Genomic DNA, 24,165 nt, shown 5'->3' with positions numbered 1-24,165 from the left:
CCTCACGCGGGAATCTTGCGGAACGCGATCGAAAAGCGGTTCCAGCTATTGATCGCGGCGATGAGCAGCGTCAGGTCGACGATTTCCTCGTCGCTGAAATGCGGCTTCACGGCGGTCCAGACGGCATCGGGTACGTGCTCCTCGGACACGAGCGTGAGCGCCTCGGTCCATTCCAGCGCGGCACGTTCGCGGTCGGTGAAGAACGGCGTTTCGCGCCAGACGACGACCGTCGCCAGCCGGCGATCCGTTTCGCCGCCCTTGCGCGCGTCGGTGGTGTGCATGTCGACGCAAAACGCGCAGCCGTTGATCTGCGATGCGCGCAGGCGGACCAGCTCGGTCAGCGATTTCTCGAGTCCGCATTTGGCGATGCGCTCTTCGACACCAACGAGCGCCTTGATCGCGGCGGGGCTGGCTTTGTAGAAGTCGAGACGTGATTCCATGATGATTTCCTCTTCGCTTGGGGTTTGAAAGAGCGTCCTGAGTGACGCGACAGAGGTAGATTAGTCGCCGGATTGGTTTTATGAAATGGCCGATTTTTGGTAATTTCAGGTGACCAATAACCGGTGAAAAAAAGCCCGAGACGATCAGTCGCGGGCTCGATGACAGCGCTCATTCCAGCGCGGAAGCCGGTCCGAAAAACTCGTAGCGGCTCTGCGCATCCGGCACGCCGAGCGTCTTCAGATGCTTTTTCACCGCCTTCATGAAGGGCTTCGGCCCGAGAAAATAGGCATCGACGTTGCGAGTCACAGGGAGCCATCGCGCGAGCAGGGTTTCATCGACGAAACCAGTGCCGTGCGCTTCCTGGTCGCCATCGCGCTTCTGTTCATAGCAGTAGAAACGCTTCAGTTGCGGATACTGCGCCGCCAGTTGATCCACCACCTCGCGAAACGCGTGCACGCCGCCGTGGCGCGCCGAATGAATGAAGTGCACCGGTCGATTCGGATTGGCGGCGAGCGCGGCATGCAGCATGGCAAGCGTCGGCGTGATCCCGACGCCACCGCTGATCAGCACGAGCGGCTTCTCGTTATGTTCGAGCCTGAAGTCGCCAGCGGGCGGATAAAGCTCGATGACATCGTTCTCATGTACGTTCGCATGCAGAAAGCCGGACACGCGGCCGTTCGCTTCGCGCTTCACGCTGATGCGGTACTCGCGACCATTCGGCGCGGCGGACAGCGAGTAGTTGCGGCGCATTTCTTCGCCATCGATATTTACGCGCAGCCCGATGTATTGGCCCGGATGAAAGTCGAGCAGGGCGCAGCTATCTTCGGGCACGAGATAGAACGACACGATCTCCTCGCTCTCCGCGACCTTGCGCGTGACCACGAATCGCCGCGTGCCGCGCCAGCCCCCCGGCGCCTTCTCGCGTTCGCTGTACATGCCTTCTTCCAAGCCGATCAAAAGATCCGCGAGTTGCCGATACGCGGCGGACCATGCCTCGATCACGGCATCGGTGGCGATTTCCTCGCCGAGCACTTCACGGATCGACCTGAGCAGGCAGCGTCCCACGATCGGATAATGTTCCGGGCGGATATCGAGCGCGACGTGCTTATTGATGATCTGCCCGACGAGTCGGCCGAGCTGTTCCAGTTGGTCGATGTGCCGCGCGTACATCAAGACGCCGTTGGCAAGGGCACGCTGCTGCGCGCCGCTCGCCTGATGCGCCTGGTTGAACATCGGACGCACTTCGGGATTCTCGTCGATGAGCATTTTGTAGAAGTGCGTGGTGAGCGCCTCGCCGCCGCTTTCCAGAAGCGGCACGGTGGCTTTGACGATGGCGCGGTGTTCGGGTGACAGCATGGTCGGAGTCCTCGTTCCAGGGCGAAGCAGGGAGCGCTTCGTCTCGCAATTTGCAATACAGGTTCCGTGCCAGAGTAGAATTATCGTTAAATCAATTGCTTACCTTCGTATATGGTCGATTCGACTCTAGTCAGAAAGACTGCTGAAGTAGTCGCAATGACTTCGCGTGTATTGCTCGATGCGCTCGTTCCGCTGATCGAAGACCTCTCGCACGAAATGCCGGACACCGAGCGATATCGTCGCCTTTTGCGTACGCTGCGCGCGCTTTTTCCGGGCGACGCCGCCGCGCTCCTGCGACTCGATGGCGACATGCTCGTGCCGCTCGCGATCGACGGATTGTCTGGCGATACGCTCGGCAGGCGCTTTCGCGTCGGCGATCATCCGCGTTTTGCCCGCATCCTCGCGCGCAGCGAACCGACGCGCTTCGCCGCCAACTCCGATCTGCCCGATCCTTACGACGGCCTGGTCAAGGGCGTGGACGGTCATCTCGAAGTACACGATTGCCTCGGCTGCACGCTTTTCATCGACGAACGGCCTTGGGGTTTGCTCACACTCGACGCACTCGATCCCGCGCGCTTCGACGACATCGACATGGCTTCGCTTCAGGCGTTTCTCAGTCTCGCGGCGGCGACCGTGAGTGTGGCCGAACGCATCGATACGCTCGCGCGCACGGGCGAAGCCGAACGGCAGCGCGCGGAGTCGTATCGGCAGGCGAACGGGACGCGTCGCCGCGAGATGATCGGCAATAGCGAGCCGCACAAGCGCTTGCTGGAAGACATCGCGATCGTCGCTACGAGCGAGCTGACCGTGCTCATTACCGGTGAAACGGGCGTCGGCAAGGAACTCGTCGCGAGCGAGATTCATGCGCTCTCGTCGCGGGCCGACAAGCCGCTCGTGAGCCTCAATTGCGCGGCGCTGCCGGATACGCTCGTCGAAAGCGAACTCTTCGGGCACGTGCGCGGTGCGTTCTCGGGCGCGTCGTCGGACCGGCGCGGCAAATTCGAACTGGCCGACGGCGGCACGCTTTTTCTCGATGAAGTCGGCGAACTGCCGCTCGCCGTGCAGGCCAAGCTCTTGCGCGTGCTGCAGAACGGGCAGTTGCAGCGCATTGGATCGGACAGCGAGCATAAGGTCGATGTGCGGCTCATCGCCGCGACCAATCGCGATCTCGTCGAGGAAGTCCGGGCGGGACGGTTTCGCGCGGATTTTTATCATCGGTTGTCGGTTTATCCGCTCGTCGTGCCGCCGTTGCGTGAGCGCGGACGCGACGTCCTGTTGCTCGCGGGCTTCTTTCTGGAGGAGAACCGCGCGCGCCTCGGCCTTCTGAGCCTGCGCCTTTCCGCCGATGCGCAAGCCGCGCTGCTCGCTTACGACTGGCCGGGAAATGTCCGCGAACTGGAGCATCTGATCGCGCGCAGCGCATTGAAGGCGCTCGCGGGCGTGCGCGAACGTCCGCGCATCCTGACGCTTACCGCCGCCGACTTCGGTCTCGCCGACACCACGCGCACCGCGTCACCGGGCGCGCCGCCGACGCCTGCCGCCGGCGTCGATTTCCGCGAAGCCGTCACCGCCTACGAACGCACGATCGTCCTCGATGCGCTCGCGCGTAACGGGCAGAACTGGGCATCGACGGCGCGTGAGCTTGGCGTCGACCGGGCAAATCTCAATCGTCTCGCGCGCCGCCTCGGGCTCAAGTAAGCGCGCAAATATTTTTCTCGAAAATCTTCACGCGGACGCGCAAAGCGTTTATTGGTGAGGCTAGGCAAGACGGCATGGCGTGGTTACGCATCTCAAAATAATGCGGTTCATTGATCTGGCGCAAACAACGATCACTCGATCCGCACGCAGCAAACGCGCGGATTGAGACAATCTGCAGGCTGGGAAAAACGGTTGGGCTCTTCTAAGATCAGAAGTGCAAAAACGACGATCCACCGATACAACCACCCGACAATCATCAGCAGTACGAGCATTGCATTGCACTGAACAACAAGCGCCGGCGACCGCATTGACGTGCACGTCCGGCTGATCGAACACGGCAACTCTAAACGGGGGATACGTGGGAAACGTGGGATACGTGACTAAGCGCACCGCACTCCTGTTGTCCACGCTATTGGCATTCGCGAGCATGGGCGCATTCGCGGCGGAGCCGGCGCTCGAGCGCGCCCCGGACACCATGCAGGCCCGCGTCATGGGCTGCGCCGCCTGTCACGGCGCGCAGGGCGAAGGCACCGGCAACGACTACTTCCCGCGTCTTTCGGGCAAGCCCGCGGGCTATCTGTACAACCAGTTACTCGCGTTTCGGGACGGGCGCCGCAAGTATCCGCCGATGAACTATCTGCTCGCGTATCTACCGGATGCGTATCTCAGGCAGATCGCCGATTACTTCGCGGGCGAGCGTCCGCCATTCCCGCCGCCGAGCGCCGTCACGGCCGATACGAAGACGCTCGATTACGGCAAGGCGCTCGTCACGAAGGGCGATTCCGCGCGCAACGTGCCCGCATGCGTGAGTTGCCACGGCGGCGCGATGACCGGCATGGAGCCCGCCATTCCCGGCTTGCTCGGCTTGCACGCCGACTACATCAGCGCGCAACTCGGGGCATGGCGCTACGGCACGCGCACGACCATCGCGCCCGACTGCATGCGCCACGTCGCGCAGCAGTTGAGCGAGCGCGATATCACCGCCATCGCCGCGTTCCTCGCGTCGTTGCCCGCGCCGCCCGATGTGTCGCCGGTCGCGGCCGGAAGCCTCAAGATGCCGCTCGCTTGCGGCAGCGTCCATAACTAACCGAGGAACCGACGTGCTTCGATTCCGACAACTTGGGACGCTTGCCTTGGCGGTGTTCTTTGCGGCCTGCGCCGTATCGGCGGGCAACGCGTCTGCACAGACGAAGAGTGCCGATGCCGCCACGGTCCAGCGCGGCGAATACCTCGCGCGCGCGGGCGATTGCATCGCGTGCCATACGTTGCCCGCTGGCAAGACCTTCGGCGGCGGCCGTCCCATGGATACGCCGTTCGGCACGCTCTTCACGCCGAACATTTCGTCGGACAAGGAAACCGGACTCGGCAACTGGACCGCCGACGAGTTCTACCGAATGATGCACACCGGCCGCTCGAAGGACGGCTCGCTGCTCTATCCGGCCATGCCGTTCACGTCCTACACCAAGGTCACGCGCGCCGACTCCGACGCCATTTATGCGTTTCTCATGTCCACGCCGCCCGTGCATCAGCCGAACCGGCCGCATGAACTGCGCTTTCCGTTCAACCGGCGCGAACTGCTGATCGGCTGGCGCTCGCTCTTTTTTAGGGAGGCTGAATACCAGCCGGACGCGAAGCAATCGGTGGAATGGAATCGCGGCGCGTATCTCGTCGAAGGACTCGGGCATTGCTCGATGTGCCATACCGCGATCAACGCGCTCGGCGGCAATGTCGCGTCGAAGGCATTCGAAGGCGGCCTGATCCCGATTCAGAACTGGTACGCGCCCTCGCTTACGTCGAACAAGGAAGCGGGATTGGGCGACTGGAGTATCGACGAAATCGTGGGCTTGCTGCACGCGGGCGTCTCGCATCGCGGCGCGGTGTATGGACCGATGGCCGAAGTGGTCTACGACAGCCTGCAATATCTTTCCGAAGACGACGTGCGCGCGATGGCCGTCTATCTCAAGGCGTTGCCCGCGCGCTCCGGCGACAAGTCCGAGCCGCCGACCCAGGCCGTGGTCGAACAGCGCACGAATCTCTCGCCGCTCGGCAAGAAGATTTATGACGCCCAATGCGCCGAATGTCACGCGGCCCAAGGCCAGGGCAAGCCGCCCGATTTTCCGCCGCTCGCGAACAATCAGTCCATCGTCATGAATTCGGCCGTGAACCCTATCCGCATGGTGCTGAACGGCGGCTATCCACCCGGCACGTTCAAGAATCCGCGTCCATACGGCATGCCGCCGTTCGCGCAGTCGCTGTCCGACGTGGAGGTCGCGGCGGTCGTCACGTATATCCGCACCGCGTGGGGCAATCGCGGCGCGCCGGTGACGGTGAAGGAAGTCAACGAGCTGCGCTCCGCGCCGCTTTATTGAGGATCGACGACACATGAACGAAGACCCGAACGAAGACGCGCGGCTCGATGAAATAGTCAAGAGCGGCCCCGCCGGCGCGCTCGCGCTCGCGGGTATCTCCACCGCGATCGTCATCGGACTGTGGTTCGTCTTTTACTTCGCCGTGTTCTTGCCGCGCGGGGTGATTCAGTGATCGTGATTCGTCGAGGCGGCAGATAAATGGCCATTTCCCCCGGTTCGCATGAAGTCGCCGAGCGCGTCGAAAAACGCTGGGCAATGCTTGTCATGGCGATCGTCGTCGTGCTCGTCGCGATGGTGGTCTACACCGGCATCCACTGGGCAATGATGCCGCCTTCGCGCGTCGAGACCGTGCGCCCCGAATCGCTGCATGTATCGGGCGAATTCATCGAAAGCAATCTCGGCAGCGCGCCCGAGGCGGATGGCTCGGTGACGGTGCGGATCGTCGCGCAGCAGTATTCGTTCACGCCGCAATGTCTCGTGGTGCCCGCAGGCGTGCCGGTTACGTTCCGCGCGACGAGTTCGGACGTGGTGCACGGCTTTCTGATCGAGAACACCAACATCAATTCGATGCTCGAACCCGGTTACGTCTCGACCTTCAAGACGACCTTCAACCAACCCGGCGAGCACCTGATGCCATGCCACGAATACTGCGGCACCGGGCATCAGAACATGTGGGCGCATGTGAAAGTGGTGGATCGCGCCGAGTTCATGCAGATGGCCGCGCAATTGCCGGCCAATTCGCGGAGAGTGTCCTGTGTTAAATAGCAAGCGCCTCGTCCTCGCGCATTTCTGGCTGGCGTTCATCGCCTTCGGTGTCGCGCTTTTGCTCGGCGCGTGGCAGATGCTGGTGCGCAGTCCGCTGCATCCGTGGCTACAGAATCCGGAGCTGTACTACCGCTCGGTGACGGCGCACGGCTCGGCCATGGGCTACGTGTTTCCGACCCTGATCGCCATGGGCTTCGGCTATGCGGTAAGCGAACTGGCGCTGAAGCGCCCGCTCGTCGGAAAGCGTTGGGCGTGGCTCGGCTTCTGGCTCGTCGCCATAGGCTCCGTCACCGCGATGGCGCCTGTCGCCATGGGTCTTGCGTCGGTGCTCTACACCTTCTATCCGCCGATGATCGGCAACGCGTTCTATTACATCGGCGTGGTGCTGGTGGTCGTGGGCTCGTGGATCTGGGTCGCGCTGATGTCGGTGAACCTCGCGGCGTGGAAGCGCGACAATCGCGGCAAGCCGGTGCCGCTCGCCATGTTCGCGACCGTCGCGGGCGCTTATTTGTGGGGCTGGACGGCGGTGGGCGCGGCCATCGAAGTGCTGTTCATGATTCTGCCGGTGGCGCTCGGCCTCAAGCACACCATCGACGCGGGACTTGCGCGCGTGTTCTTCTCGTGGACGCTGCACGCTATCGTCTATTTCTGGCTGATGCCGGCATATATCGCGTATTACACGATCATTCCGCGCGCCATCGGCGGGCGTCTTTACAGCGATGCGATGGCGCGCATCTCCTTCATTCTGTTTCTCGTGGTGTCGATGCCCATCGGCATTCACCATCTGTTCGCCGATCCGCAAGTCGGCTCGGGCTTCAAGTTCATGCATTCGGTGTTCACGGCGCTGGTCGCGGTGCCGACGCTCTTGACCGTGTTCACCATCTGCGCGTCGGTGGAGATCGCGGCGCGGTTGCGCGGCGGCAAGGGCGCGCTCGGGTGGATCAAGGCGCTGCCCTGGTCCAATCCCATGATGCTCGCCGTCGCCTTCTCCTTCGTGATGCTCGGCTTCGGCGGCGCGGGCGGGCTCATCAACATGAGTTATCAGCTCGACTCTACCGTGCACAACACGCAATGGGTGACGGGGCATTTTCATCTGATCTTCGCGGGCGCCATCGTCATCATGTACTTCGCGATCGCCTACGATCTGTGGCCGCATCTCACCGGCCGCGCGCTGCAAAACCTGAAGCTGATGCGCTGGCAGTTGTGGCTGTGGTTCGTCGGCATGATCGTGCTGACGTTCCCGTGGCATTACGTCGGCGTGCTCGGCATGCCCCGACGCATGGCCTTCTACGACTATACGGACCCTGCTATCGCGGCGCAGGCCGTGTCCGTGATCGTCTCGGTGATCGGCGGGTTCATTCTCGTGGTCTCGGCGGTGCTGTTCTTCATTGTGCTCATACAGGCGCATCGCGCGCCGCGCGTGACGGTCGAGGAGTTCCGCTTCAGCCGCGCGTTGCATGAGCCGCGCAGCATACCGGTGGCGTTGAACAGCTTCGCGCTGTGGCTCGTGCTGATGATCGGCCTCACGCTCGTCAACTACGGTTATCCCATCGCGCAGCTTCTCTCGCGGCCGGATACCGCCGTGCCCGCGGTTCCCATCGGAGCGCAGCGATGAGCGACGAACGCCTCTTCACCTTCAGGAACCGCTGGTTCGCGACGAGCGTGCTGGGGATGATCGGCATCGCGGTGGTGTCGGCGCTGATCGGCTTCGTGTGGCTGCCTTCGGTGCATCGCGACGAGCCGTTCACGGGCGTCTGGAACGCCATCTGCAGCGCGGCGGGTGTGCCGCGCAGCTGGTACGCGGGCGAGGGCGGAAAGACCGTCGAGCCGACCGTCACGCTCACGGGTGTCGAAGTCACGCCGCAGTTGCTCGTGAACGTCAACGCGAGCGCGGTTGGACGCGGCGCGACGCTGGCTCTGCGCTGCACGATGTGTCACGGCGAGCGCGGCATGAGCGAGGCCAATTCGCCGAATCTCGCGGGCCAGTATGCGTCGGTGATCTACAAACAGTTGATCGATTTTCAGAAGGGCGCGCGCAATAACGCGGTGATGTCGCCGATGGCCGTGAATCTCTCCGATCAAGACATGCGCGATCTTGCCGCTTACTACGCGAGCTTGCCGAGGCCGCCCGCGCAGCGCAAGGTGAGCGCGTCGCTCGCGCCTTCGATCGTTTCCCACGGTGCGCCGATGCGCAACATCGCGCCCTGCGCGACGTGTCACGGCGGTATCGACAGCAAGGCGGGCAGCCCGTGGCTCGACGGCTTGCCGGCCGCTTATACGAAGGCGCAGTTGACCGCTTTTGCCAATGGTACGCGCACCAACGATATCAACGAAGTCATGCGCAACGTGGCGCGCAACATGACGCCGGACGAGATCGAAGCCGCGGCGGCTTATTATGCGCGGGAGCTGGACGGGCATTGAGCGGCTGCAACTGCACGCTATCGCCGTTCGGAAAGCAGGGGTTTCGTTGCCGCGCTGGTTCGGTTTCTGTATCGTGGTCCGTTCAATGCTGCGTTTTGCGCAGCAGACACCGGACCCCGCAATGAACGATCACGCCATCCACACCACCGACGTCCTCATCGTCGGCGCAGGCCCCGTCGGGCTTTTCGCCGCCTTCGAAGCCGGCGTGCTCGGCCTTTCGTGCCAGATTGTCGACACGCTCGGGCGCATCGGCGGGCAATGCATCGAACTTTATCCCGACAAGCCGATCTACGACATTCCCGCCGTTCCCTCGTGCACCGCGCGCGAACTCGTGGATCGTCTGCTCGAACAGATTCGTCCGTTCGACGTGCCGATCCACCTCGATCAGCGCGTGATGTCGGTGGCGCAACGCGAGGATCATCGCTGGACTGTCGAGACCGAGCAGGGCATGCGTTTCGATGCCGCCGCCATTCTGATCGCCGCGGGCAATGGCGCGTTCGTGCCGCAGCGCCTGCAAGTGCCGCAAGCGGACGCGCTCGAAGACAACGGCGTGCACTACAGCGTCGCGCGTCTGGCAGATTTCGCGGACCGCGAGGTCATCGTCGCGGGCGGCGGCGATTCCGCGCTCGACTGGGCGCTGGCTTTGCGCGGCGTCGCGAAGAAGCTCACGCTGGTGCATCGGCGTAACGGGTTTTCGGCGGCGGCGGCATCCGTGGCGGCAATGAAGCGCGCCGTGGAGGCGGGCGAGATGGCGTTCGTCGTCGGCATGATCGATTCGCTCGACGCGCCCGGCAACACCTTGCGCGGCGTGCGTATCAAGCACGTTGACGGCACCACCGATCTCGCCGCCGACAAGCTCGTCGCGCTGTATGGCCTCGTGGCGGATCTCGGGCCTATCGCCCAATGGAACCTGGATGTGCGCGGCGGACGCATCGAAGTCGATACCTCGTATTACGAGTCGTCGCGGCCGGGCATTTTCGCGGTCGGAGATATCGCCAACTATCCGAACAAGCAGAAGCTCATCTTGTCGGGCTTTCACGAGGCATCGCTCGCATTGCGCAAGGCTTACTCGTACGCTTACCCCGACAAGAAGCGCGTGCACGTTCATTCGAGTTACGACGCGAAGCTCGCACAGCGCGTGCAGTCAGGCGGCACGCACGCGGCAGAAGGGAGCTGACGGTTGCGCGTCGATCCGCTTCGACCAGGGCGCGCGTCTTGATCGGTCGATTCGTCGCGTGGCTGCTGCTGGTGGCGTGCGTCGCGGCGCTCGGCCTGGGCTATGCGGTCTATGCGCGCCGCATTAGCGTACCCGCGCAATACGATCCTTTCACGCTGCTCGATGTTCGCGCGCCACCCGACTTCTTCACCACGTTCCGACGTTGGCGCACGCTGCACGACGCCGACATGTGCCGGGCCGCGCTCGAACAATCTGGGCTCGACTATCGGCCGATGGCGGATTCATCGGCCCCCGGCGGCTGCGGACTCAAGGACGTGGTGCGCGTGACGCAATCCGCCGAAGTTCGCTACAGCTCGCCGTATCTCGCCACGTGTCCGCTCGCGCTCTCGATGGCGTTCTTCGAGCATCGATACCTGCAGAGCGCCGCCGTCGAACTCTTCGGCGAACGCGTGACGCGCATCGAGCATGTTGGCAGCTACGCGTGCCGCAACGTGAATCATCGGCAAGACGGCGCGCTCAGTCAGCATGCAAGCGCCAATGCCATCGACCTCACGGGTTTCGTGCTCGCCGACGGCAAGCGCATCACGCTCGCGCGCTGGGACGATTCTGCATCGCCCGAAGCGAGCTTCCTGCGACGCGTCCACGAAGGCGCATGCCAGTCGTTCGACACGACCCTCGGCCCCGATTACAACGCGCTCCACAAGACACACTTTCACGTCGACATGGGCCCGTATCGCATCTGCCGCTGATGCGTTCACGTCACGCGTGCTGATGCGCCGGATTACGGCAGGTCGAATGATCGTGAGAACCATCGCTCCATGCCGAGCCGAGGATGATGCTGCAGAAGTTCAGCCGCTTGTAGTTCGGGTCCTTCAGCGCGAGCACGTCGGCTTTCACGTTGCCAAACGTCGTTTCGGGCTTTTTGATGGTGCCTTGCGCGAACGCATCGATGATGCCTTCCTTGAAATTCGCTTCCCGCGGATGTGCCGCCACCACGAGCCGGCGCTGATCCGCCGTGAATTCGTCGTAAGCAAGCCCGAGCACGTCCATCTCGACGCCTGCCGTCACGAGCGCGACGACCGGCTTCTTGTACTGCGGAATGCCCGGCGTCGTGTGCAGCGCGATGGCATCCCATACTTGTTCGATCTCGCCTTCGCCGATGCCGTAGCCGAGCAGGAAGTCGCGCGCCGCATTCGCGCCATCCACTTCGAAGCGGTCGTGCGCGCTGCTGTAGGCATCGACGAGTCCCATGTCATGGAACATCGCGCCGATATACAAGAGTTCCGCGTCATACTTCAGTTGCTTGCGTTCGCCCGCGAGCGCACCGAACAGAAACACGCGGCGCGAGTGGTGATAAAGCAAGTCGGGTTCGGTATCGCGCACGAGTTGCGTGGCTTCGCGCGCCATCTTGCTGTCGGGAATGCGGATGCCAGCGATGATTTCGTTCATTTCAACTACTCCTTGAAGGTTGTTTAACTGATATGGCTCGGCGAGATGGGATCGCTTGCCGGGAAAGTTTCGGCCAGCGCTTCATCGAGCAGATACTCCTGCAAGTCGGCATGCGCGCTGCGTTCGATATCGACGCGGGTGTTTGCTGATGTGTCCATTGCACTCGCCTCCGTGGCGTGAGACATTGCGTTGCATTGCGTTTCGATGAGTATCAGTGTCGGCAAAACGCGCGGTCGCGACAATGAAAACGACGCGTCGAACTCTGCCAGTCGCACGCTGTCTTCTGCCATGTGTTTTCAACGAGCTAAAAACCGCCTTCGCCGATGCCCACCGTTGCCCTCGCGATCTTTCCCGGCGTGCAGGCGCTGGACGTAGCCGGCCCCGTCGATGTCTTCGCGGAAGCCAATATGTTCGTACCCGCCGCCGATGCCTACGCAATCACGCTCGTCGGCCCCGAAGCGCTTGCGGTGCGCGCATCGAACGGCACGCGGCTGTTGGCGGACGTCTCATGGCATGAAGCGCGCGGGCGCTACGACACGGCGCTCGTCGCGGGCGGTCCGGGTCTGCCTTTCGATGAGCCCGATCCCGATCTCACCGCCTGGCTCGCCGATGTCGCCGCAAAATGCGAGCGGTACGGCTCGATCTGCACTGGCGCGTTTGCGCTGGGTCATGCCGGTCTGCTCGACGGGCGCGGAGTGACCACGCACTGGCAGAATGCGCCGCGTCTGGCCGAGCGCTTTCCACAGGCGCGCGTGGAGCTGGATCGCATCTATATGCGCGATGGGCGGCTCGTGACGTCGGCCGGAGTGACGGCGGGTATCGATGTGGCGCTCGCGCTCGTCGCGGAAGATCACGGGGCGCGCGTGGCGCTTGCGGTGGCGAAGCGCCTCGTCGTGTTCGCGCAGCGGCGCGGCGGACAGTCGCAGTTCAGCCCTTATCTGAGCGCGCCTGCCGACGAGACATCGCCGGTGGCGAAAGTGCAGGGTTACGTGATGGAGCACATCGGCGAAAGGCTCGCAGTGTCGCAACTCGCGAAGGTCGCGGGCATGAGCGAGCGCAATTTCGCGCGGGCCTTCGTGCAGCTCGCGCAGATGACGCCGCACGAGTTTGTCGAGCGCGCGCGGGTCGATGCTGCGCGCAACGCGCTCGAAAGCACGGATACGCCGCTCAAGACCGTGGCCTACGAATGCGGCTTCGGCACCGCGGACCGCATGCGCCTCGTGTTCATGCGGCGGCTCGGGGTATCGCCGAACGATTATCGGCTGAGCTTCAGGACACGCTTTTCAAAGTGATGGAACAGGCGTCGCCGTGCGTTCGTTAAGATTGGGATAACGAGGCGTGCCACTGTTGCTGCTTTACTTGCTGCGGGCACGCTGCATCGCAAACTAAATCGACAGACGGAAGATCGAATGACGACACAAGCGTCCCACGTGCAGGAACCCTTCGAGCGGCGCGCATTGCTGCTGCATCTCGGCGATGTGCTGGAAACCGTGTTCTGCCTGAGTCAATGTGCCGATGACTATCCGAGCATCGCCGATGCGGTGCGTGGCAACGATGCGCTCGCGGACTTTACGCTGCTTGGCTTCGTCGCGGGCGACATGACGCCGCGCGAGTTTATCCGGCGCGCGTCGGGCGCGTTTTTCGTGTGGCCGAAGGCGCTTCTCGACGAGACGCTCAATCGGCCGATGCTCGCGAATACCGTGCGTCACGATCTATTCGAAGACAACGCGAAAGGCTGGGATGCGTATGTCGAGGAACGACGCCGCGAGGTGGCTTGGTTTGGCGAGGACTTGCCGGAGGCCGAGCAGAGCACAGCGTCATTGGACGCAGCCGAGTCCGGCGATTCAGCGAAGACGTCGCGGTATGCGACTTGGCCGTGGCCGGATAAGGCGAAGGATGCGTCATAGCGTGCCAAGCAATGGTCTTGCGGGGCGAGGACATTGGCAGCCTGTTCGTAACGCATCGGGGCGCGCGGACCTACGAACACGCCCGCGTTCTGCGATCGTCCCAACCCCGCACGAAGCTCAGGGCTTCTTGCTCATACTGCCCGCGCCCGCATCCATCCCCAAGCCATTCGGCCGATCCGGCGCTGGTCCCTTTCCCGCCGAGGTCTTGCCCGGCGTCGTCTTGAGCGCATCGCTCGCCGATGCCGCCGCCGCGGCAGGTGGCGTCGAGCTGTGTTCCTGATAAGCCGGAGTACTGTCGTAGTGCAGCTTGTTCGGTTGCTGGGCGCTTGCCACGACTGCGATCGTGCCGCCGAGCAGTATCCCCGCCGTGCGGCTGAGTGCGCCGATTATCGGTTTCATGTATCGCCTCCCGTTGTTGTGCGCCCGACTGTAGCAAGCAAACAACGGACCCGCGAACATAGCTTGTTCTCGCGCAAAGTCCCCCGCAGGAGAGCAGACCACGGCGTCTTGCCTTGACGCGCATCAACGCCGGGCGGTGCTGCGCTCGGGACAATTCCTGTGCAGGACATCGATCCAGAACAGGGAAACCAGCAATGAAAACAGTGAAAGCAGGCATTAGCGCCATCGTCATGGCATGCGCGGCATTGTGCGCGGGCATGGCACACGCGGCGGAAGATTCGTCGTCGAACGTTTCGATGGGCGGCATCCATGCAGGCGATGTGCTCGTGCGGTTGCGCGCCATCAGCATCGAGCCGCAAGTGAGCGCGGGCGGCGCGCTCGGCACGCTCAACACCGACGTGAATAACTCCATCGTTCCCGAACTCGACTTCACCTACATGATTCGCGACGACATCGGCGTCGAGCTGATTCTCGCGACCTCGCGGCATCAGGTGACATCGAGCATAGGCGGGCTCGGCGGCGTGGGTGTTTTGCCGCCGACCTTGCTGTTGCAATACCACTTCAATCATGCGGGACGCGTGCGGCCCTATGTCGGCGCGGGTATCAACTACACGCTCTTCTACAACGACAAACTGAAAGCGGGCGACGCCGATGTCTCCATCAAGCACAGCAGCTTCGGCCCCGCGCTTCAGGCGGGCGTCGATGTGCAGGTCGCGAAGAATCTGTTCGTCAACGCGGACGTCAAGAAGATCTGGATGCGCACGAGCGCGTCGGCGGGCGGCGTCGATCTCGGCTCGCTCAAGATCGACCCGTGGGTGTTCGGCGTTGGCGTGGGCATGAAGTTCTGAGGGAGAAACAGGCGGCGACCGACCCGTTTTATCGAAAATTGGCGGATGAAGCCGGTGCTTCTGGCGTGGAACACTTTGCCGGCACGGTATTCTTGCAGCAGGCCCGGCGCAGACGCGCGCGGTCACCTGCCGCCTGAGGCCGGCGTGACCCCGTGCGCGCTGCAACGACTAATAACACCGCATCGGGGAAACGCAAGCCAATGAGACCTTCCACTTACGCGGGATTCGCTTTGCTCGTCAGTTGTGGCGCGGCCTTCGCGCAACAACCGCTCGCCTTGCCCGGCCGCAGTCAGAGCACGGGGCAGCAGAGCGTCGACAACGCGGCCTGCTACGCCTATGCCAATCAGACGACCAAGGTCGTGATGGCGCGCGAGCCGCAGACCGCACCGAAGAACAACGCCATCGAGACGCGCACGCTCGGGGCTCCGCGCCCGGTCGAGCCGCCGTTGCCGCCGGTTGCATCGGGCGCGCTGGCCGCGTCGGCGGCGCCGGCATCGGGCGCATCCGCGACGATGGCGGGCCGGCCCGCAGGCGCTTCGGCGACGGTTGCCGCGGGCGCATCGGCGCCGATGGGCGCATCCGGAGCCGCGGTCGCTGCAGGTGCTTCGGGCGCATCGGGCGCCGTGGCGGCTTCGGGCGCATCGGATGCAAATTACGCCGAGATGAAAATGCCGCCGATGCCGCCGCCCGAGCCGCCAATGGTGCGCTACTGGCGCGCGTACGGCGAGTGCATGCAAAATCGCGGTTACTACGTTCGCTGAAGCCAAGGGCCGCCGATGAGCGCATTCGATCGAGTGCGCTCGTTGCATCGGCTAATGCAGGGCGCTTGTCGCGCTCGTGGCTATACGGCTGAAGCAGACGGTGAAAGAGTATTCAACTCTTGCGGACGCGGCCAGACAACACGGCCCAGGCAGTCTGCATCGTGCGACCTACGCTCATAACGAACGCGCCCGAGGGCCAAGCGATTAGAAGCTCCTTGCAGCGCGAAACGGAGACTTCAGATGAACGCCATGACGTCCCTTCACGAAGGCCAATGCGCTTGCGGCGCGGTGCGCCTTGCGGTCTTCGCGCGGCCGCTGCAAGTCAATCTCTGCCACTGCATGACATGCCGCCGCATTCACGGCGCGCCGTTCGGCGTATATGCCATCTTCGAGCGCGACGCCGTGCAGATCACGGGCGATACCGTCGCTTGGCAAAGCTCGGAGACCGGGCATCGGCATCATTGCCTGACATGCGGCTCGCCTATCTATCTCGCCTTCGACGGCGTGCCGGAAATCGAAGTGCCAACCGGCATCTTCGACGAAACCGGCCTCTTTCCGCCCACTTATGAAATCTGGTGCAAAAACGCCGAGCCGTGGCACGACGCGCAGGGCAGGCCGCGCTTCGCACGCGGCCGACAGAACTAATTGATCAGCACTCGACGATTGCCTTCACCACGCCCGCCTTCGGGTCGAGTAGCGACGAGAAGCGCTCGGGCACGTCGGCGAGCGTGAGTCGGTGGGTGTTGAGCGCATCGGTCGGCACTTCGCCGCGACGCATGGCATCGAGCACGGTCTCGAAGTCCTCGGGCGTTGCGTTGCGGCTCGCGAGCAAGGTTGCTTCGCGCTTGTGAAACTCGGGATCGGCGAACGAGATGCGGTCCGGCACGATGGACACCAGCACGTACTTGCCGCCATGCGCGATGAATTCGAAGCCGCGTTCCATTGCGCGCGAGTTGCCCGTGGCATCGAAGACGACATCGAAGAATTCGCCGTTGGTGAGGCTCGACAACTCTTCCTTGTCGCGCTCGCCGATTTGCACGGTCGCGTCCGCCTTCAACTCGCGACGGCAGAAGTTCAGGCGATCTTCACGCGTGTCGAGCGCGGTCACGTTTGCGCCGCGCAGACGCGCAAAGGTGATCGCCGCCATGCCGATCGGCCCCGTGCCGACGACCAGCACGCGTTGTCCCGGTTGCACATCCGCGCGGCGCACCGCATGCGCGCCGATCGCGAGGAATTCCACCATCGCGGCCTGATCGAGCGTGACGCCTTCGGCCTTGTGGACGAATTGCGCGGGGAGGTTCAGATACTCCGTGAACGCGCCGTCGCGATGCACGCCGAGCACCTGAATGTTCACGCAGCAATTGGTTTTGCCCTGGCGGCATGCAATGCACTTGCCGCACGACAGATAGGGCATGACATAGACGGTGTCGCCCGCCTTGAGTCCGCTCGATGCATCCGCCTCTTCGATCACGCCGGAGAGTTCATGCCCCATCACGCGCGGATACGACAAGAACGGCTGATTGCCGGTGAAGATATGCAAGTCGGTCCCGCACACGCCGACGCGCTTCACGCGCAGCAGCACTTCGTTGTCGCCGCGCGCGGGCTTCTCGCGCTGTTCGGCCTTGAGAGTTCCGGGGGTTTCGCAGATGACGGTCAGCATGGCGTGTCTCTTTATGTGGTTTGTGTGGGGGCGACAGCGCATTAATTTAGCGATACGCGGCGATCTGGTCAAGCCAATTTGATATTCGATAAAGTGGTAAGGCCGGATTGTGCGTGAGCGCGGCGGCGCGTTTCGCCTTATATTCTGAGCATCTCAATAAGGTTTCAGGACGGCACGTGCTTGCACTTCAGGATTTTGTCGAGCGGCACCCGCGGCTATTCGTGCTGTCGGGCGCGGGTATCAGCACCGAGTCGGGTATTCCCTGTTATCGCGATCGCGAGGGCCAGCGCACGGGCCGTCAGCCGATTCTGCTGAAAGAGTTTCTAGGCAACGACTACGCGCGCCGCCGTTACTGGGCGCGCAGCCTGATTGGCTGGCCGGTGGTGGCGGATGCGCAACCGAACGCGGCGCATCACGCCGTGCGGGCGCTGGCGGCGCGTTCGCGGGTGCATCGGCTGGTGACGCAGAATGTCGATGGCTTGCATACGCGTGCTGGAAATCCCGATGTCATCGAGCTGCACGGCAATCTCGGCCGCGTGCGCTGCATGGCTTGCGGCGCGGCGCTTACGCGCGTGGCGGTGCAGCGGATGCTGGAAGAAGCGAACCCGGACTTTACGAATTACACGGCGCCATCGGTGCCGGATGGCGATGCGCAAATCGAGAACATCGACTTCGCTTCGTTCAATGTGCCGGGCTGCACGCGTTGTGGCGGCGTGCTCAAGCCGGACGTGGTGTTTTTCGGCGAGAGCGTGCCGCGCGCGCTGGTGCAGGACGCGGCAAGCTCGCTCGAAGCCGCCGACGCGATGCTCGTGCTCGGGTCATCGTTGATGGTGTATTCGGGCTATCGATTCTGCGAATGGGCGGCGAAGAGCGGCAAGCCGATTGCGGCGATCAATATCGGCAAGACGCGCGCGGATGCATTGCTTGCGTTAAAGGTCGAGGCGCCTTGTTCGGAGACGCTCGAGGCGTTGATCGAGGGGTTGGATGGGGGGTGAGCGGGGACGCTCGATGCGTTGAACGAGCGTTCCCACGTGTCCACTCAGCCCGCTTCACCCGCCATCGCATCAATCCCCTCCAGCAACCTCTCCGCCTGCTCCATCCGCGTAAAAATCCCCGGCGTCACCCGCACGACATCGCTTGCATCCGGAATCGGCCGCGCGACCGTGAACACGCCAAACCTGTCCTTCAACGTCTTCACGATGACATCGCTCGCCAGTCCTTCGATGCGAAACGCAGTGATACCCGCCGTCATCGATGCATCCGCTGGCGTCATGATCCGCACGCCCGGCAGCGCGCGCGCCGGTTCGGCCCAGGCGTCGCGCAAGGCCCGCAGACGCGCTTCCTTCGAGCGCGCGCCAATGCGCTGATGCAACTCCAGCGCCGCCGGCAACGTGAGCCAAGCCGCGAAGTTCGGCGAACCCGTGTGCACGCGCGAGCGGATATCGTCGGCGGGCCAGGTCGTATCGCCGAGATAGGGGTCGATTGAACCGAGACGCTCTTTCTTGATGTAGATCGCCCCGCAACCGAGCGGCGCGCCAATCCACTTGTGCAGATTCAACGCGACAAACGGCGCGTCGAGCGTCGGCACGTCGAAGTCGAGCATGCCCCAGGAATGCGCGGCGTCGACGATCACGTCTGCGCCCGCGGCTTTCGCGAGCGCCGCGATCTCGCGAACCGGCGGCACCAGCCCCGTCGCAAAACAGACATGCGACAGCAGCACGAGCTTCGTGCGCGGATGCGCTTTCAACGCCGACGTGTAAGCGTCGAGCACGGCCTCGCGCGTGGCAGGCTCGGGCATCGTCATGCGCACCGGCTCGACGCCGCGCCGTTCGCGCAGCCATTCCATCGCATCGCGTCCGCACGGGTAGTCGAGGTTGCTGTAGAGCACGGTATCGCCCGGTTCGAGGCCGTTATAGCCGCTGATGAGCGCAAGCAGCGCCTCGGTCGCGTTGCGCGTGAGCTCGATTTCATCGGCGGAACAGCCCATGGCGCCAGCAAGACGCTGACGCAGGCCATCGTGGATCGTCATCCAGTGCGGACGCACGAGCAGCGTGGTTTCGTGGTTCAGGCGATCGATCCAGTAATGGAACATCGACTTCACCGGCTCGGCCATGGCGCCCCAGAAGCCGTTTTCCAGATTGATCAGGTCGTCGGACTGCCTATACAGCCCGCGCACTGCGTTCCACCAGTCTTCGGCATGAGCGATGTTCGTGGCAGGCGCGACGGGTAACGCGGCCAGGGCGGCGTTGAATTCAGGCGTGCGGAAGTCGAGATGTTCGGTCATCGGTCTTTTGATCGCGTGAGGAGCATCAAGTATCGCCGATGAAGTATCGATTGGACAAAGTTACCGCCGTTGCGACGAAGGTATGGACAAAATGCCGACTAATCGTATTTCCGCCCCTTCAGACTTCGCAACCGCCCGCCGTAATAGTTCCTAGAGCGCCAAGCCCCGGATGAGGGCAAACGTTCGCTTGTACGCCGCGCAAGGCGCACGAGTCGAACATACGACGCCGAAACAGTTCCACGAACTGACTGAGAGAACCTTCAAATGAACCTTAGAAACATCACGATCAAGAACAAACTGGTCGCCGGCTTCGGCATTCTTGCCGTCCTCGTGGTGCTCGTCGCAGGCATGTCGCTGCGCTCGCTTTCCCAGGCGACCGACGGCTTCGCGAACTACGTCAACGGCATCAACGCGCGCGCCGATGTGGCCAGTCAGTTGCGCACTGCGGTCGATCGCCGCGCCATTGCTGCACGCAATCTCGTGCTCGTCAGCAAGCCCGCCGATCTCGAACTGGAAAAAGCCCAGGTCACGCGCGCTCACGAAGACGTGCAGGCGCGCCTGAAACAACTCAAGGACATGATCGCCTCGGCGAGCGACACGAGCGAGAAGGCCCGTGGCCTTGTCGCCGAAATGGCGCGCGTGGAAGGCTTGTACGGCCCGGTGGCGACCGATATCGTCGGCCTCGCGCTCGCCGGCAAGCACGACCAGGCGATCTCCAAGATGGACGACGAATGCCGTCCGCTGCTCGCCCAACTGGTCAAGGCCACCGACGACTACGCGAGCTACACGGCCACGCGTCGCGAAGAGATCGTGCGTGATTTCGAAGCTCAGTACGAAATGCAGCGCAACGTGCTGATCGCGCTGTGCTCGTTCGCCACGCTGTTCGCGGTGGCTGCGGGCTTTGCGATCACGCGTTCGATCACCCGGCCTATCGAGGACGCAGTCGAGATCGCGCAAACCGTGGCGCGTGGCGACTTGCGCAGCACGATCATCGCCGATTCGAAGGACGAGACTGGCGACTTGCTGCGTGCGCTTGCCGAGATGAACGAACGCCTGACCGAAACCGTGAGCCGTGTGCGCGACAGCAGCGGCGCGGTGGGCGGCGCCGCCAAGGAACTGGCCACCGGCAACACGGACCTGAGCCAGCGCACCGAAGAGCAGGCGGCGTCGTTGCAGGAAACGGCGGCGAGCATGGAGCAATTGACGTCCACGGTGCGTCAGAATGCCGACAACGCGCATCAGGCGAGTTCGCTCGCGTCGAATGCCTCGAATGTCGCGCGAAAGGGCAGCGATGTGGTCGGTCGCGTGGTCGACACCATGCACGGCATCAGCAACAGCTCGTCGAAGATCGCGGAGATCACGGGCATCATCGAAGGCATCGCTTTCCAGACCAACATTCTGGCGCTCAACGCGGCCGTTGAAGCGGCGCGCGCGGGTGAACAGGGACGCGGCTTTGCGGTCGTGGCAAGCGAAGTGCGCAGCCTCGCGCAGCGCTCGTCGTCGGCGGCGAAGGAGATCAAGGAACTGATCGCCGATTCCGTCGAAAAGGTGAAGGACGGCTCGGCACTCGCGAGCGAAGCCGGTACGACCATGACCGAAGTAACACAGGCCGTGGCTCAGGTGACCGACATCATGTCGGAGATCGCGGCAGCATCGGCGGAGCAGGGACGCGGCATCGAGCAGGTGAATCAGGCCATCACGCAGATGGACGAGGTCACGCAACAGAACGCGGCGCTCGTCGAGGAAGCCGCGGCCGCATCGCAGGCGCTGGAAGAGCAGGGCCGTCGCCTGAACGAAGTCATGGCGTTCTTCGTGGTCGAAGGCGGTGGTATTGCGCCCCGGTCGTATGCGCCTGCCGCGCCCGTGGCGCGTACTGCCGCGCGCGTTGCCGCACCCGCGCGTACGCGGCGTGCCGCGCCCGTGGCGACCGCTGCGGCGACGCATGGCGACGAGTGGAGTTCGTTCTGACCGATCGCGCGCATTAGCGCGTTGAAGCTGCGTCGGACCGATGCCGTGCGTAGCGGCGTCGAACGAACGCCGCCACGGCTTTGAAGCGTGCTTACTTCGATACGACGAACTCGCAAGCGACCTGCAGCGGCGCAAACCTCACGCCGCTGCCTGCCAAGCATCAATGATGTTCGAACTCCGCACGCGGCTTCGGCGTTGCCTTGACCTTCGTGTACTGGAATTCGGGCAGGGCCTTGATCGCGTCCTTCGTCGCGCCGGGCAGCACGAGCTTGCCGCCCTGGAAATCGAGTTGCTCGACTGGAATGGCGACGTCGTGATGCGAGACGCCGAGGAACTGGTTTGCCGCGATGATCGCGAACGAAACCGAACGGTCTGGCGCCACGATGATGTCGTGGATCACGCCGACCTTCGCGCCCTGTTCATTGAAGACGGGCTTGTTGAGAATCGACTTCCTGACGCTCCAGCCGTCGATGATGGCGGTCGATACCTCGACCGATACGCCGAGCGTCTGTGCGCCCGCAACTTGCGCGTAGGACGCGGTGGAAGTCAGGCCAATGGCCGATGCGGCGAAGAGCAGTGCCACGAGTTTCGAGTTCATCTTCCAATCCTCAAAAGATTTGGCAAATCAGTTCTTGGGAATTGCGCGAATCTAGCGCGGTAGAAGTGTGAACGTTTATTGCGAATTTTGCAGGGAACGTGCTCATACGCACGGCGTGCACCCGCTTGGGGCGCACGCCGTGACGCGGAAATCGAAGAAAATTCAGTGTGAAATGCGTTTCAGCGCTTTCGCTTTGTGCACGGCATGCTTGCCGCTCTTGTCGCTTTCCACCTCGTAGTGCGGATCGGACTTCGATGCATTGACCGTATGGCCATCGACTGTCGTGCGTTCGTGGATCACTTTCACGACATGGCCCGTGGTCTCGCCCTGCGGCGTATTCCAGCTAACGTGATCGTGCAGCTTGAGGGATTGAGTCATCGCGTCTCTCCATCGTTGAAATGCCAACGAAAGCGCAACGGCCATGCCCACGCGCGGCTACTTCAAGCGGGCGAGCGTCCCTTCATCCTCGTGGCCATCGAAAAAGCGTTGCAGCGCGTCGTTAAAGATCGCGGGATCGGGTGCGGTGCGCGCGAAGAGCGTCATCGACGAATGAAACTTCATGTCGTCCGGATACCCAAAAATTTGCTCGACGCTCGAATTCTTCACGCCATTGACGATGCCAGTCAATTCGACGAGCCGCGCGCCGAGCACAGGATGCGCGATATACGCTTCGGCTTCCGCGCGGGACTGGATAGCGTAATGCCGCGCCATGTGGCTATGGCCGAGACCTGCGATTTGCGGGAACACGAACCACATCCAGTGCGTGCGCTTGCGGCCGGCGGACAACTCGGCGCGCACGTCGTCGATGACGGCTTCTTGTGCATCGACGAAGCGTTGAAGATCGAAGGTATCGCTCATGGCATGTCCTGGCTCTCTAGTCACGCGACGGCATCCGCGATGCGCTTTCGCAGCGCCGCATCCGGATAATCGCCAATGCCCGCGCGCACGTTGTCGATCATGTACTCGCGCCGTCCGGTGCCCGGAATCACGCAAGTGACGGCAGGGTTTCCCAACACGAATTTGAGCAGAAGCTGTGCCCAACTCGTGCAGCCCAAATCGGCCGCGAACGCGGGCAGCGGTTTTGCGCGAAGCGAGGCGAGCAGCGAGCCGCCGCCGAACGGCTGATTGACGAGCACAGCGACGCCGCGCTCGGCGGCAAGCGGCAGCAGCCGTTCCTCGGCGTCGCGGTCGTTGGCCGCGTAGTTGATTTGCACGAAGTCCACACGCTCGGATCGCAGCACCGCTTCGACCTGCCCGAACGCGCTCGACGTGTAATGCGTAACGCCGATATAGCGCACGCGCCCGGCCGCTTTCCAATCGCGCAGCGTGGCGAGTTGCGTGCGCCAGTCGAGCAGATTGTGGATCTGCATGAGGTCGATGCGCGGCGTTTTGAAAAGGCGCATCGACTGTTCCATTTGCGCGATGCCCGCCTCGCGTCCATCGGTCCACACCTTGGTGGCGATGAACGCCTTGTCGCGTGCGTGCAATTCGGCGAGCAGGTCGCCCGCGACGGCTTCGGACGAGCCATACATGGGCGATGAATCGATCACCGAGCCGCCCGCCGCGAACAGCACGCGCAGCACTTCGGCGAGTTCGCGACGGCGGGCGGCGTCGTCGCCGACGTCGAATGTGCGCCACGTGCCGCAGCCGATTACAGGCAGCGCTTCGTTGCTCGATGGAATCGGGCGCTTGTGCATGGGCGTCGACTGCGAGGGCGCGATCTGCGCGATGAGCGGGTTTGTCGCTCCGGCGAGCGCCGCCGTGGCCGCGACACGCAGGAACCGTCGGCGATCCGGTGAACGGCCGTTCATGGCAGAGAAGAACCATGACGCCGTGCATGGTTCGAGTTAGGCAAAGGCATCATCGATCAGGCTCCTGGCGAAGACATGCAAGAACAGATGCAATGTCTGGTGCAACCCGCGTCTCGCAGCAGGATAACCCGATACCGAAACGAACGATGCCGGCGCTACTTCTTCCTGGGCTCGTCGAGACAGACTCGGAAACGGTTACCACAACCGGCGCGTTTGTTTCACGTACGTGCTCGCCTGATCGATACGCTTGCGT

At 63.1% G+C, this 24,165-nt stretch carries 27 protein-coding genes; 16 read left to right on the top strand and 11 right to left on the bottom strand.

The genetic code is table 11. The features are described from left to right. Positions 1 to 2: 2 nt before the first annotated feature. Positions 3 to 440, bottom strand: a complete 438-nt coding sequence (locus P9250_RS12755) for a carboxymuconolactone decarboxylase family protein (RefSeq protein WP_244829592.1) — start codon at positions 438 to 440, stop codon at positions 3 to 5. A 169-nt stretch (positions 441 to 609) separates the two neighbouring features. Next, the gene (hmpA, locus tag P9250_RS12750) at positions 610 to 1,797 is read right to left on the bottom strand and encodes an NO-inducible flavohemoprotein (protein ID WP_310393355.1); all 1,188 of its coding nucleotides are present in this window, start codon (positions 1,795 to 1,797) and stop codon (positions 610 to 612) included. A gap of 111 nt (positions 1,798 to 1,908) precedes the next feature. Here hmpA and norR point away from each other — a divergent pair, with 111 nt between their 5' ends. From norR to P9250_RS12705, 9 genes are all read left to right on the top strand, one after another. Next, positions 1,909 to 3,495 (top strand): nitric oxide reductase transcriptional regulator NorR, encoded by a 1,587-nt coding sequence (norR, locus tag P9250_RS12745; protein ID WP_244829594.1) that lies wholly within the window; start codon positions 1,909 to 1,911, stop codon positions 3,493 to 3,495. Positions 3,496 to 3,922: 427 nt separating this feature from the next. After that, positions 3,923 to 4,582, top strand: coding sequence for a c-type cytochrome (locus P9250_RS12740; protein WP_244829697.1), 660 nt, complete (start codon positions 3,923 to 3,925; stop codon positions 4,580 to 4,582). A gap of 13 nt (positions 4,583 to 4,595) precedes the next feature. Further along, entirely contained in the window at positions 4,596 to 5,864 is a 1,269-nt protein-coding gene (locus tag P9250_RS12735) for a cytochrome c (RefSeq protein ID WP_310393353.1), read from the top strand. 13 nt (positions 5,865 to 5,877) lie between these two features. Continuing rightward, complete coding sequence (locus tag P9250_RS12730; protein ID WP_250493447.1) at positions 5,878 to 6,036, top strand: hypothetical protein; 159 nt, start codon at positions 5,878 to 5,880, stop codon at positions 6,034 to 6,036. Positions 6,037 to 6,062: 26 nt separating this feature from the next. Further along, a complete protein-coding gene (locus P9250_RS12725) occupies positions 6,063 to 6,629 on the top strand; it encodes a cupredoxin domain-containing protein (protein WP_244829597.1) in 567 nt (188 codons plus the stop codon). Then, the gene (locus P9250_RS12720; RefSeq protein WP_244829598.1) at positions 6,619 to 8,244 is read left to right on the top strand and encodes a b(o/a)3-type cytochrome-c oxidase subunit 1; all 1,626 of its coding nucleotides are present in this window, start codon (positions 6,619 to 6,621) and stop codon (positions 8,242 to 8,244) included. The genes P9250_RS12725 and P9250_RS12720 overlap by 11 nt, the downstream gene beginning before the upstream one ends. Further along, positions 8,241 to 9,050 (top strand): c-type cytochrome, encoded by an 810-nt coding sequence (locus tag P9250_RS12715; RefSeq protein WP_250467147.1) that lies wholly within the window; start codon positions 8,241 to 8,243, stop codon positions 9,048 to 9,050. The genes P9250_RS12720 and P9250_RS12715 overlap by 4 nt, the downstream gene beginning before the upstream one ends. Before the next feature lie 121 nt (positions 9,051 to 9,171). Then, positions 9,172 to 10,227: an NAD(P)/FAD-dependent oxidoreductase gene (locus tag P9250_RS12710; RefSeq protein WP_310393351.1), complete on the top strand. Its 1,056-nt coding sequence runs from the start codon at positions 9,172 to 9,174 to the stop codon at positions 10,225 to 10,227. A 38-nt stretch (positions 10,228 to 10,265) separates the two neighbouring features. Beyond that, entirely contained in the window at positions 10,266 to 10,976 is a 711-nt protein-coding gene (locus P9250_RS12705) for an extensin family protein (protein WP_310393349.1), read from the top strand. Positions 10,977 to 10,986: 10 nt separating this feature from the next. On the opposite strand, the gene P9250_RS12700 is transcribed toward P9250_RS12705, so the two are convergent. Beyond that, positions 10,987 to 11,676, bottom strand: coding sequence for an HD domain-containing protein (locus P9250_RS12700; protein WP_310393347.1), 690 nt, complete (start codon positions 11,674 to 11,676; stop codon positions 10,987 to 10,989). Positions 11,677 to 11,699: 23 nt separating this feature from the next. Then, the gene (locus tag P9250_RS12695; protein ID WP_255784629.1) at positions 11,700 to 11,834 is read right to left on the bottom strand and encodes a hypothetical protein; all 135 of its coding nucleotides are present in this window, start codon (positions 11,832 to 11,834) and stop codon (positions 11,700 to 11,702) included. Between the two features lie 165 nt (positions 11,835 to 11,999). Here P9250_RS12695 and P9250_RS12690 point away from each other — a divergent pair, with 165 nt between their 5' ends. Further along, complete coding sequence (locus P9250_RS12690; protein ID WP_250510080.1) at positions 12,000 to 12,968, top strand: GlxA family transcriptional regulator; 969 nt, start codon at positions 12,000 to 12,002, stop codon at positions 12,966 to 12,968. A gap of 117 nt (positions 12,969 to 13,085) precedes the next feature. After that, positions 13,086 to 13,583 carry a hypothetical protein gene (locus P9250_RS12685; RefSeq protein ID WP_310393344.1) on the top strand — a complete coding sequence of 166 codons (498 nt, stop codon included), beginning with the start codon at positions 13,086 to 13,088 and terminating at the stop codon, positions 13,581 to 13,583. A gap of 117 nt (positions 13,584 to 13,700) precedes the next feature. On the opposite strand, the gene P9250_RS12680 is transcribed toward P9250_RS12685, so the two are convergent. Further along, positions 13,701 to 13,982 (bottom strand): hypothetical protein, encoded by a 282-nt coding sequence (locus tag P9250_RS12680; RefSeq protein WP_244829605.1) that lies wholly within the window; start codon positions 13,980 to 13,982, stop codon positions 13,701 to 13,703. Positions 13,983 to 14,212: 230 nt separating this feature from the next. On the opposite strand from P9250_RS12680, the gene P9250_RS12675 reads away from it, so the two are divergent. The 3 genes from P9250_RS12675 to P9250_RS12665 all read left to right on the top strand — a co-directional run bounded on the left by P9250_RS12675 (position 14,213) and on the right by P9250_RS12665 (position 16,236). Then, complete coding sequence (locus P9250_RS12675; protein ID WP_244829698.1) at positions 14,213 to 14,830, top strand: OmpW family protein; 618 nt, start codon at positions 14,213 to 14,215, stop codon at positions 14,828 to 14,830. 200 nt (positions 14,831 to 15,030) lie between these two features. Then, complete coding sequence (locus tag P9250_RS12670; protein WP_244829606.1) at positions 15,031 to 15,591, top strand: hypothetical protein; 561 nt, start codon at positions 15,031 to 15,033, stop codon at positions 15,589 to 15,591. A gap of 240 nt (positions 15,592 to 15,831) precedes the next feature. Then, a complete protein-coding gene (locus tag P9250_RS12665; protein WP_250467132.1) occupies positions 15,832 to 16,236 on the top strand; it encodes a GFA family protein in 405 nt (134 codons plus the stop codon). 4 nt (positions 16,237 to 16,240) lie between these two features. Here the strand turns inward: P9250_RS12665 and P9250_RS12660 are convergent, their stop codons facing one another. Further along, positions 16,241 to 17,251, bottom strand: a complete 1,011-nt coding sequence (locus P9250_RS12660) for a zinc-binding alcohol dehydrogenase family protein (protein WP_250467130.1) — start codon at positions 17,249 to 17,251, stop codon at positions 16,241 to 16,243. A gap of 113 nt (positions 17,252 to 17,364) precedes the next feature. Here P9250_RS12660 and P9250_RS12655 point away from each other — a divergent pair, with 113 nt between their 5' ends. After that, positions 17,365 to 18,246 (top strand): NAD-dependent protein deacetylase, encoded by an 882-nt coding sequence (locus tag P9250_RS12655; protein ID WP_310393342.1) that lies wholly within the window; start codon positions 17,365 to 17,367, stop codon positions 18,244 to 18,246. Positions 18,247 to 18,290: 44 nt separating this feature from the next. Here the strand turns inward: P9250_RS12655 and P9250_RS12650 are convergent, their stop codons facing one another. Further along, positions 18,291 to 19,535: an aminotransferase class V-fold PLP-dependent enzyme gene (locus P9250_RS12650; protein WP_310393340.1), complete on the bottom strand. Its 1,245-nt coding sequence runs from the start codon at positions 19,533 to 19,535 to the stop codon at positions 18,291 to 18,293. Positions 19,536 to 19,799: 264 nt separating this feature from the next. On the opposite strand from P9250_RS12650, the gene P9250_RS12645 reads away from it, so the two are divergent. Further along, positions 19,800 to 21,503, top strand: coding sequence for a methyl-accepting chemotaxis protein (locus P9250_RS12645; RefSeq protein ID WP_250510074.1), 1,704 nt, complete (start codon positions 19,800 to 19,802; stop codon positions 21,501 to 21,503). A gap of 160 nt (positions 21,504 to 21,663) precedes the next feature. Here P9250_RS12645 and P9250_RS12640 read toward each other — a convergent pair whose 3' ends face one another. The 4 genes from P9250_RS12640 to P9250_RS12625 form a co-directional block, all read right to left on the bottom strand. Next, entirely contained in the window at positions 21,664 to 22,101 is a 438-nt protein-coding gene (locus P9250_RS12640; RefSeq protein WP_244829612.1) for a PRC-barrel domain-containing protein, read from the bottom strand. 162 nt (positions 22,102 to 22,263) lie between these two features. Beyond that, on the bottom strand, positions 22,264 to 22,479 hold the full coding sequence (locus tag P9250_RS12635) for a DUF2945 domain-containing protein (protein ID WP_310393337.1): 216 nt from the start codon (positions 22,477 to 22,479) through the stop codon (positions 22,264 to 22,266). 57 nt (positions 22,480 to 22,536) lie between these two features. Further along, complete coding sequence (locus tag P9250_RS12630) at positions 22,537 to 22,959, bottom strand: DUF1810 domain-containing protein (protein ID WP_250467124.1); 423 nt, start codon at positions 22,957 to 22,959, stop codon at positions 22,537 to 22,539. A 20-nt stretch (positions 22,960 to 22,979) separates the two neighbouring features. After that, positions 22,980 to 23,912, bottom strand: coding sequence for an aldo/keto reductase (locus P9250_RS12625; RefSeq protein WP_250467122.1), 933 nt, complete (start codon positions 23,910 to 23,912; stop codon positions 22,980 to 22,982). Positions 23,913 to 24,165: the final 253 nt, after the last annotated feature.

The organism is Caballeronia sp. LP006 (assembly GCF_031450995.1).
Lineage (GTDB): Bacteria > Pseudomonadota > Gammaproteobacteria > Burkholderiales > Burkholderiaceae > Caballeronia.
This window is presented reverse-complemented; position numbering and strand designations above follow the sequence as displayed.

Excerpts from the sequence above, each read along its gene's own strand:
- norR (WP_244829594.1), top strand. The coding sequence starts at position 1,909 with ATGGTCGATTCGACTCTAGTCAGAAAGACTGCTGAAGTAGTCGCAATG.
- P9250_RS12650 (WP_310393340.1), bottom strand. The coding sequence starts at position 19,535 with ATGACCGAACATCTCGACTTCCGCACGCCTGAATTCAACGCCGCCCTG.
- P9250_RS12730 (WP_250493447.1), top strand. The coding sequence starts at position 5,878 with ATGAACGAAGACCCGAACGAAGACGCGCGGCTCGATGAAATAGTCAAG.
- P9250_RS12675 (WP_244829698.1), top strand. The coding sequence starts at position 14,213 with ATGGCATGCGCGGCATTGTGCGCGGGCATGGCACACGCGGCGGAAGAT.
- P9250_RS12660 (WP_250467130.1), bottom strand. The coding sequence starts at position 17,251 with ATGCTGACCGTCATCTGCGAAACCCCCGGAACTCTCAAGGCCGAACAG.
- P9250_RS12680 (WP_244829605.1), bottom strand. The coding sequence starts at position 13,982 with ATGAAACCGATAATCGGCGCACTCAGCCGCACGGCGGGGATACTGCTC.
- P9250_RS12670 (WP_244829606.1), top strand. The coding sequence starts at position 15,031 with ATGAGACCTTCCACTTACGCGGGATTCGCTTTGCTCGTCAGTTGTGGC.
- P9250_RS12715 (WP_250467147.1), top strand. The coding sequence starts at position 8,241 with ATGAGCGACGAACGCCTCTTCACCTTCAGGAACCGCTGGTTCGCGACG.
- hmpA (WP_310393355.1), bottom strand. The coding sequence starts at position 1,797 with ATGCTGTCACCCGAACACCGCGCCATCGTCAAAGCCACCGTGCCGCTT.
- P9250_RS12755 (WP_244829592.1), bottom strand. The coding sequence starts at position 440 with ATGGAATCACGTCTCGACTTCTACAAAGCCAGCCCCGCCGCGATCAAG.
- P9250_RS12630 (WP_250467124.1), bottom strand. The coding sequence starts at position 22,959 with ATGAGCGATACCTTCGATCTTCAACGCTTCGTCGATGCACAAGAAGCC.
- P9250_RS12690 (WP_250510080.1), top strand. The coding sequence starts at position 12,000 with ATGCCCACCGTTGCCCTCGCGATCTTTCCCGGCGTGCAGGCGCTGGAC.
- P9250_RS12665 (WP_250467132.1), top strand. The coding sequence starts at position 15,832 with ATGAACGCCATGACGTCCCTTCACGAAGGCCAATGCGCTTGCGGCGCG.
- P9250_RS12725 (WP_244829597.1), top strand. The coding sequence starts at position 6,063 with ATGGCCATTTCCCCCGGTTCGCATGAAGTCGCCGAGCGCGTCGAAAAA.
- P9250_RS12685 (WP_310393344.1), top strand. The coding sequence starts at position 13,086 with ATGACGACACAAGCGTCCCACGTGCAGGAACCCTTCGAGCGGCGCGCA.
- P9250_RS12740 (WP_244829697.1), top strand. The coding sequence starts at position 3,923 with ATGGGCGCATTCGCGGCGGAGCCGGCGCTCGAGCGCGCCCCGGACACC.
- P9250_RS12640 (WP_244829612.1), bottom strand. The coding sequence starts at position 22,101 with ATGAACTCGAAACTCGTGGCACTGCTCTTCGCCGCATCGGCCATTGGC.
- P9250_RS12695 (WP_255784629.1), bottom strand. The coding sequence starts at position 11,834 with ATGGACACATCAGCAAACACCCGCGTCGATATCGAACGCAGCGCGCAT.
- P9250_RS12645 (WP_250510074.1), top strand. The coding sequence starts at position 19,800 with ATGAACCTTAGAAACATCACGATCAAGAACAAACTGGTCGCCGGCTTC.
- P9250_RS12710 (WP_310393351.1), top strand. The coding sequence starts at position 9,172 with ATGAACGATCACGCCATCCACACCACCGACGTCCTCATCGTCGGCGCA.
- P9250_RS12625 (WP_250467122.1), bottom strand. The coding sequence starts at position 23,912 with ATGAACGGCCGTTCACCGGATCGCCGACGGTTCCTGCGTGTCGCGGCC.
- P9250_RS12635 (WP_310393337.1), bottom strand. The coding sequence starts at position 22,479 with ATGACTCAATCCCTCAAGCTGCACGATCACGTTAGCTGGAATACGCCG.
- P9250_RS12700 (WP_310393347.1), bottom strand. The coding sequence starts at position 11,676 with ATGAACGAAATCATCGCTGGCATCCGCATTCCCGACAGCAAGATGGCG.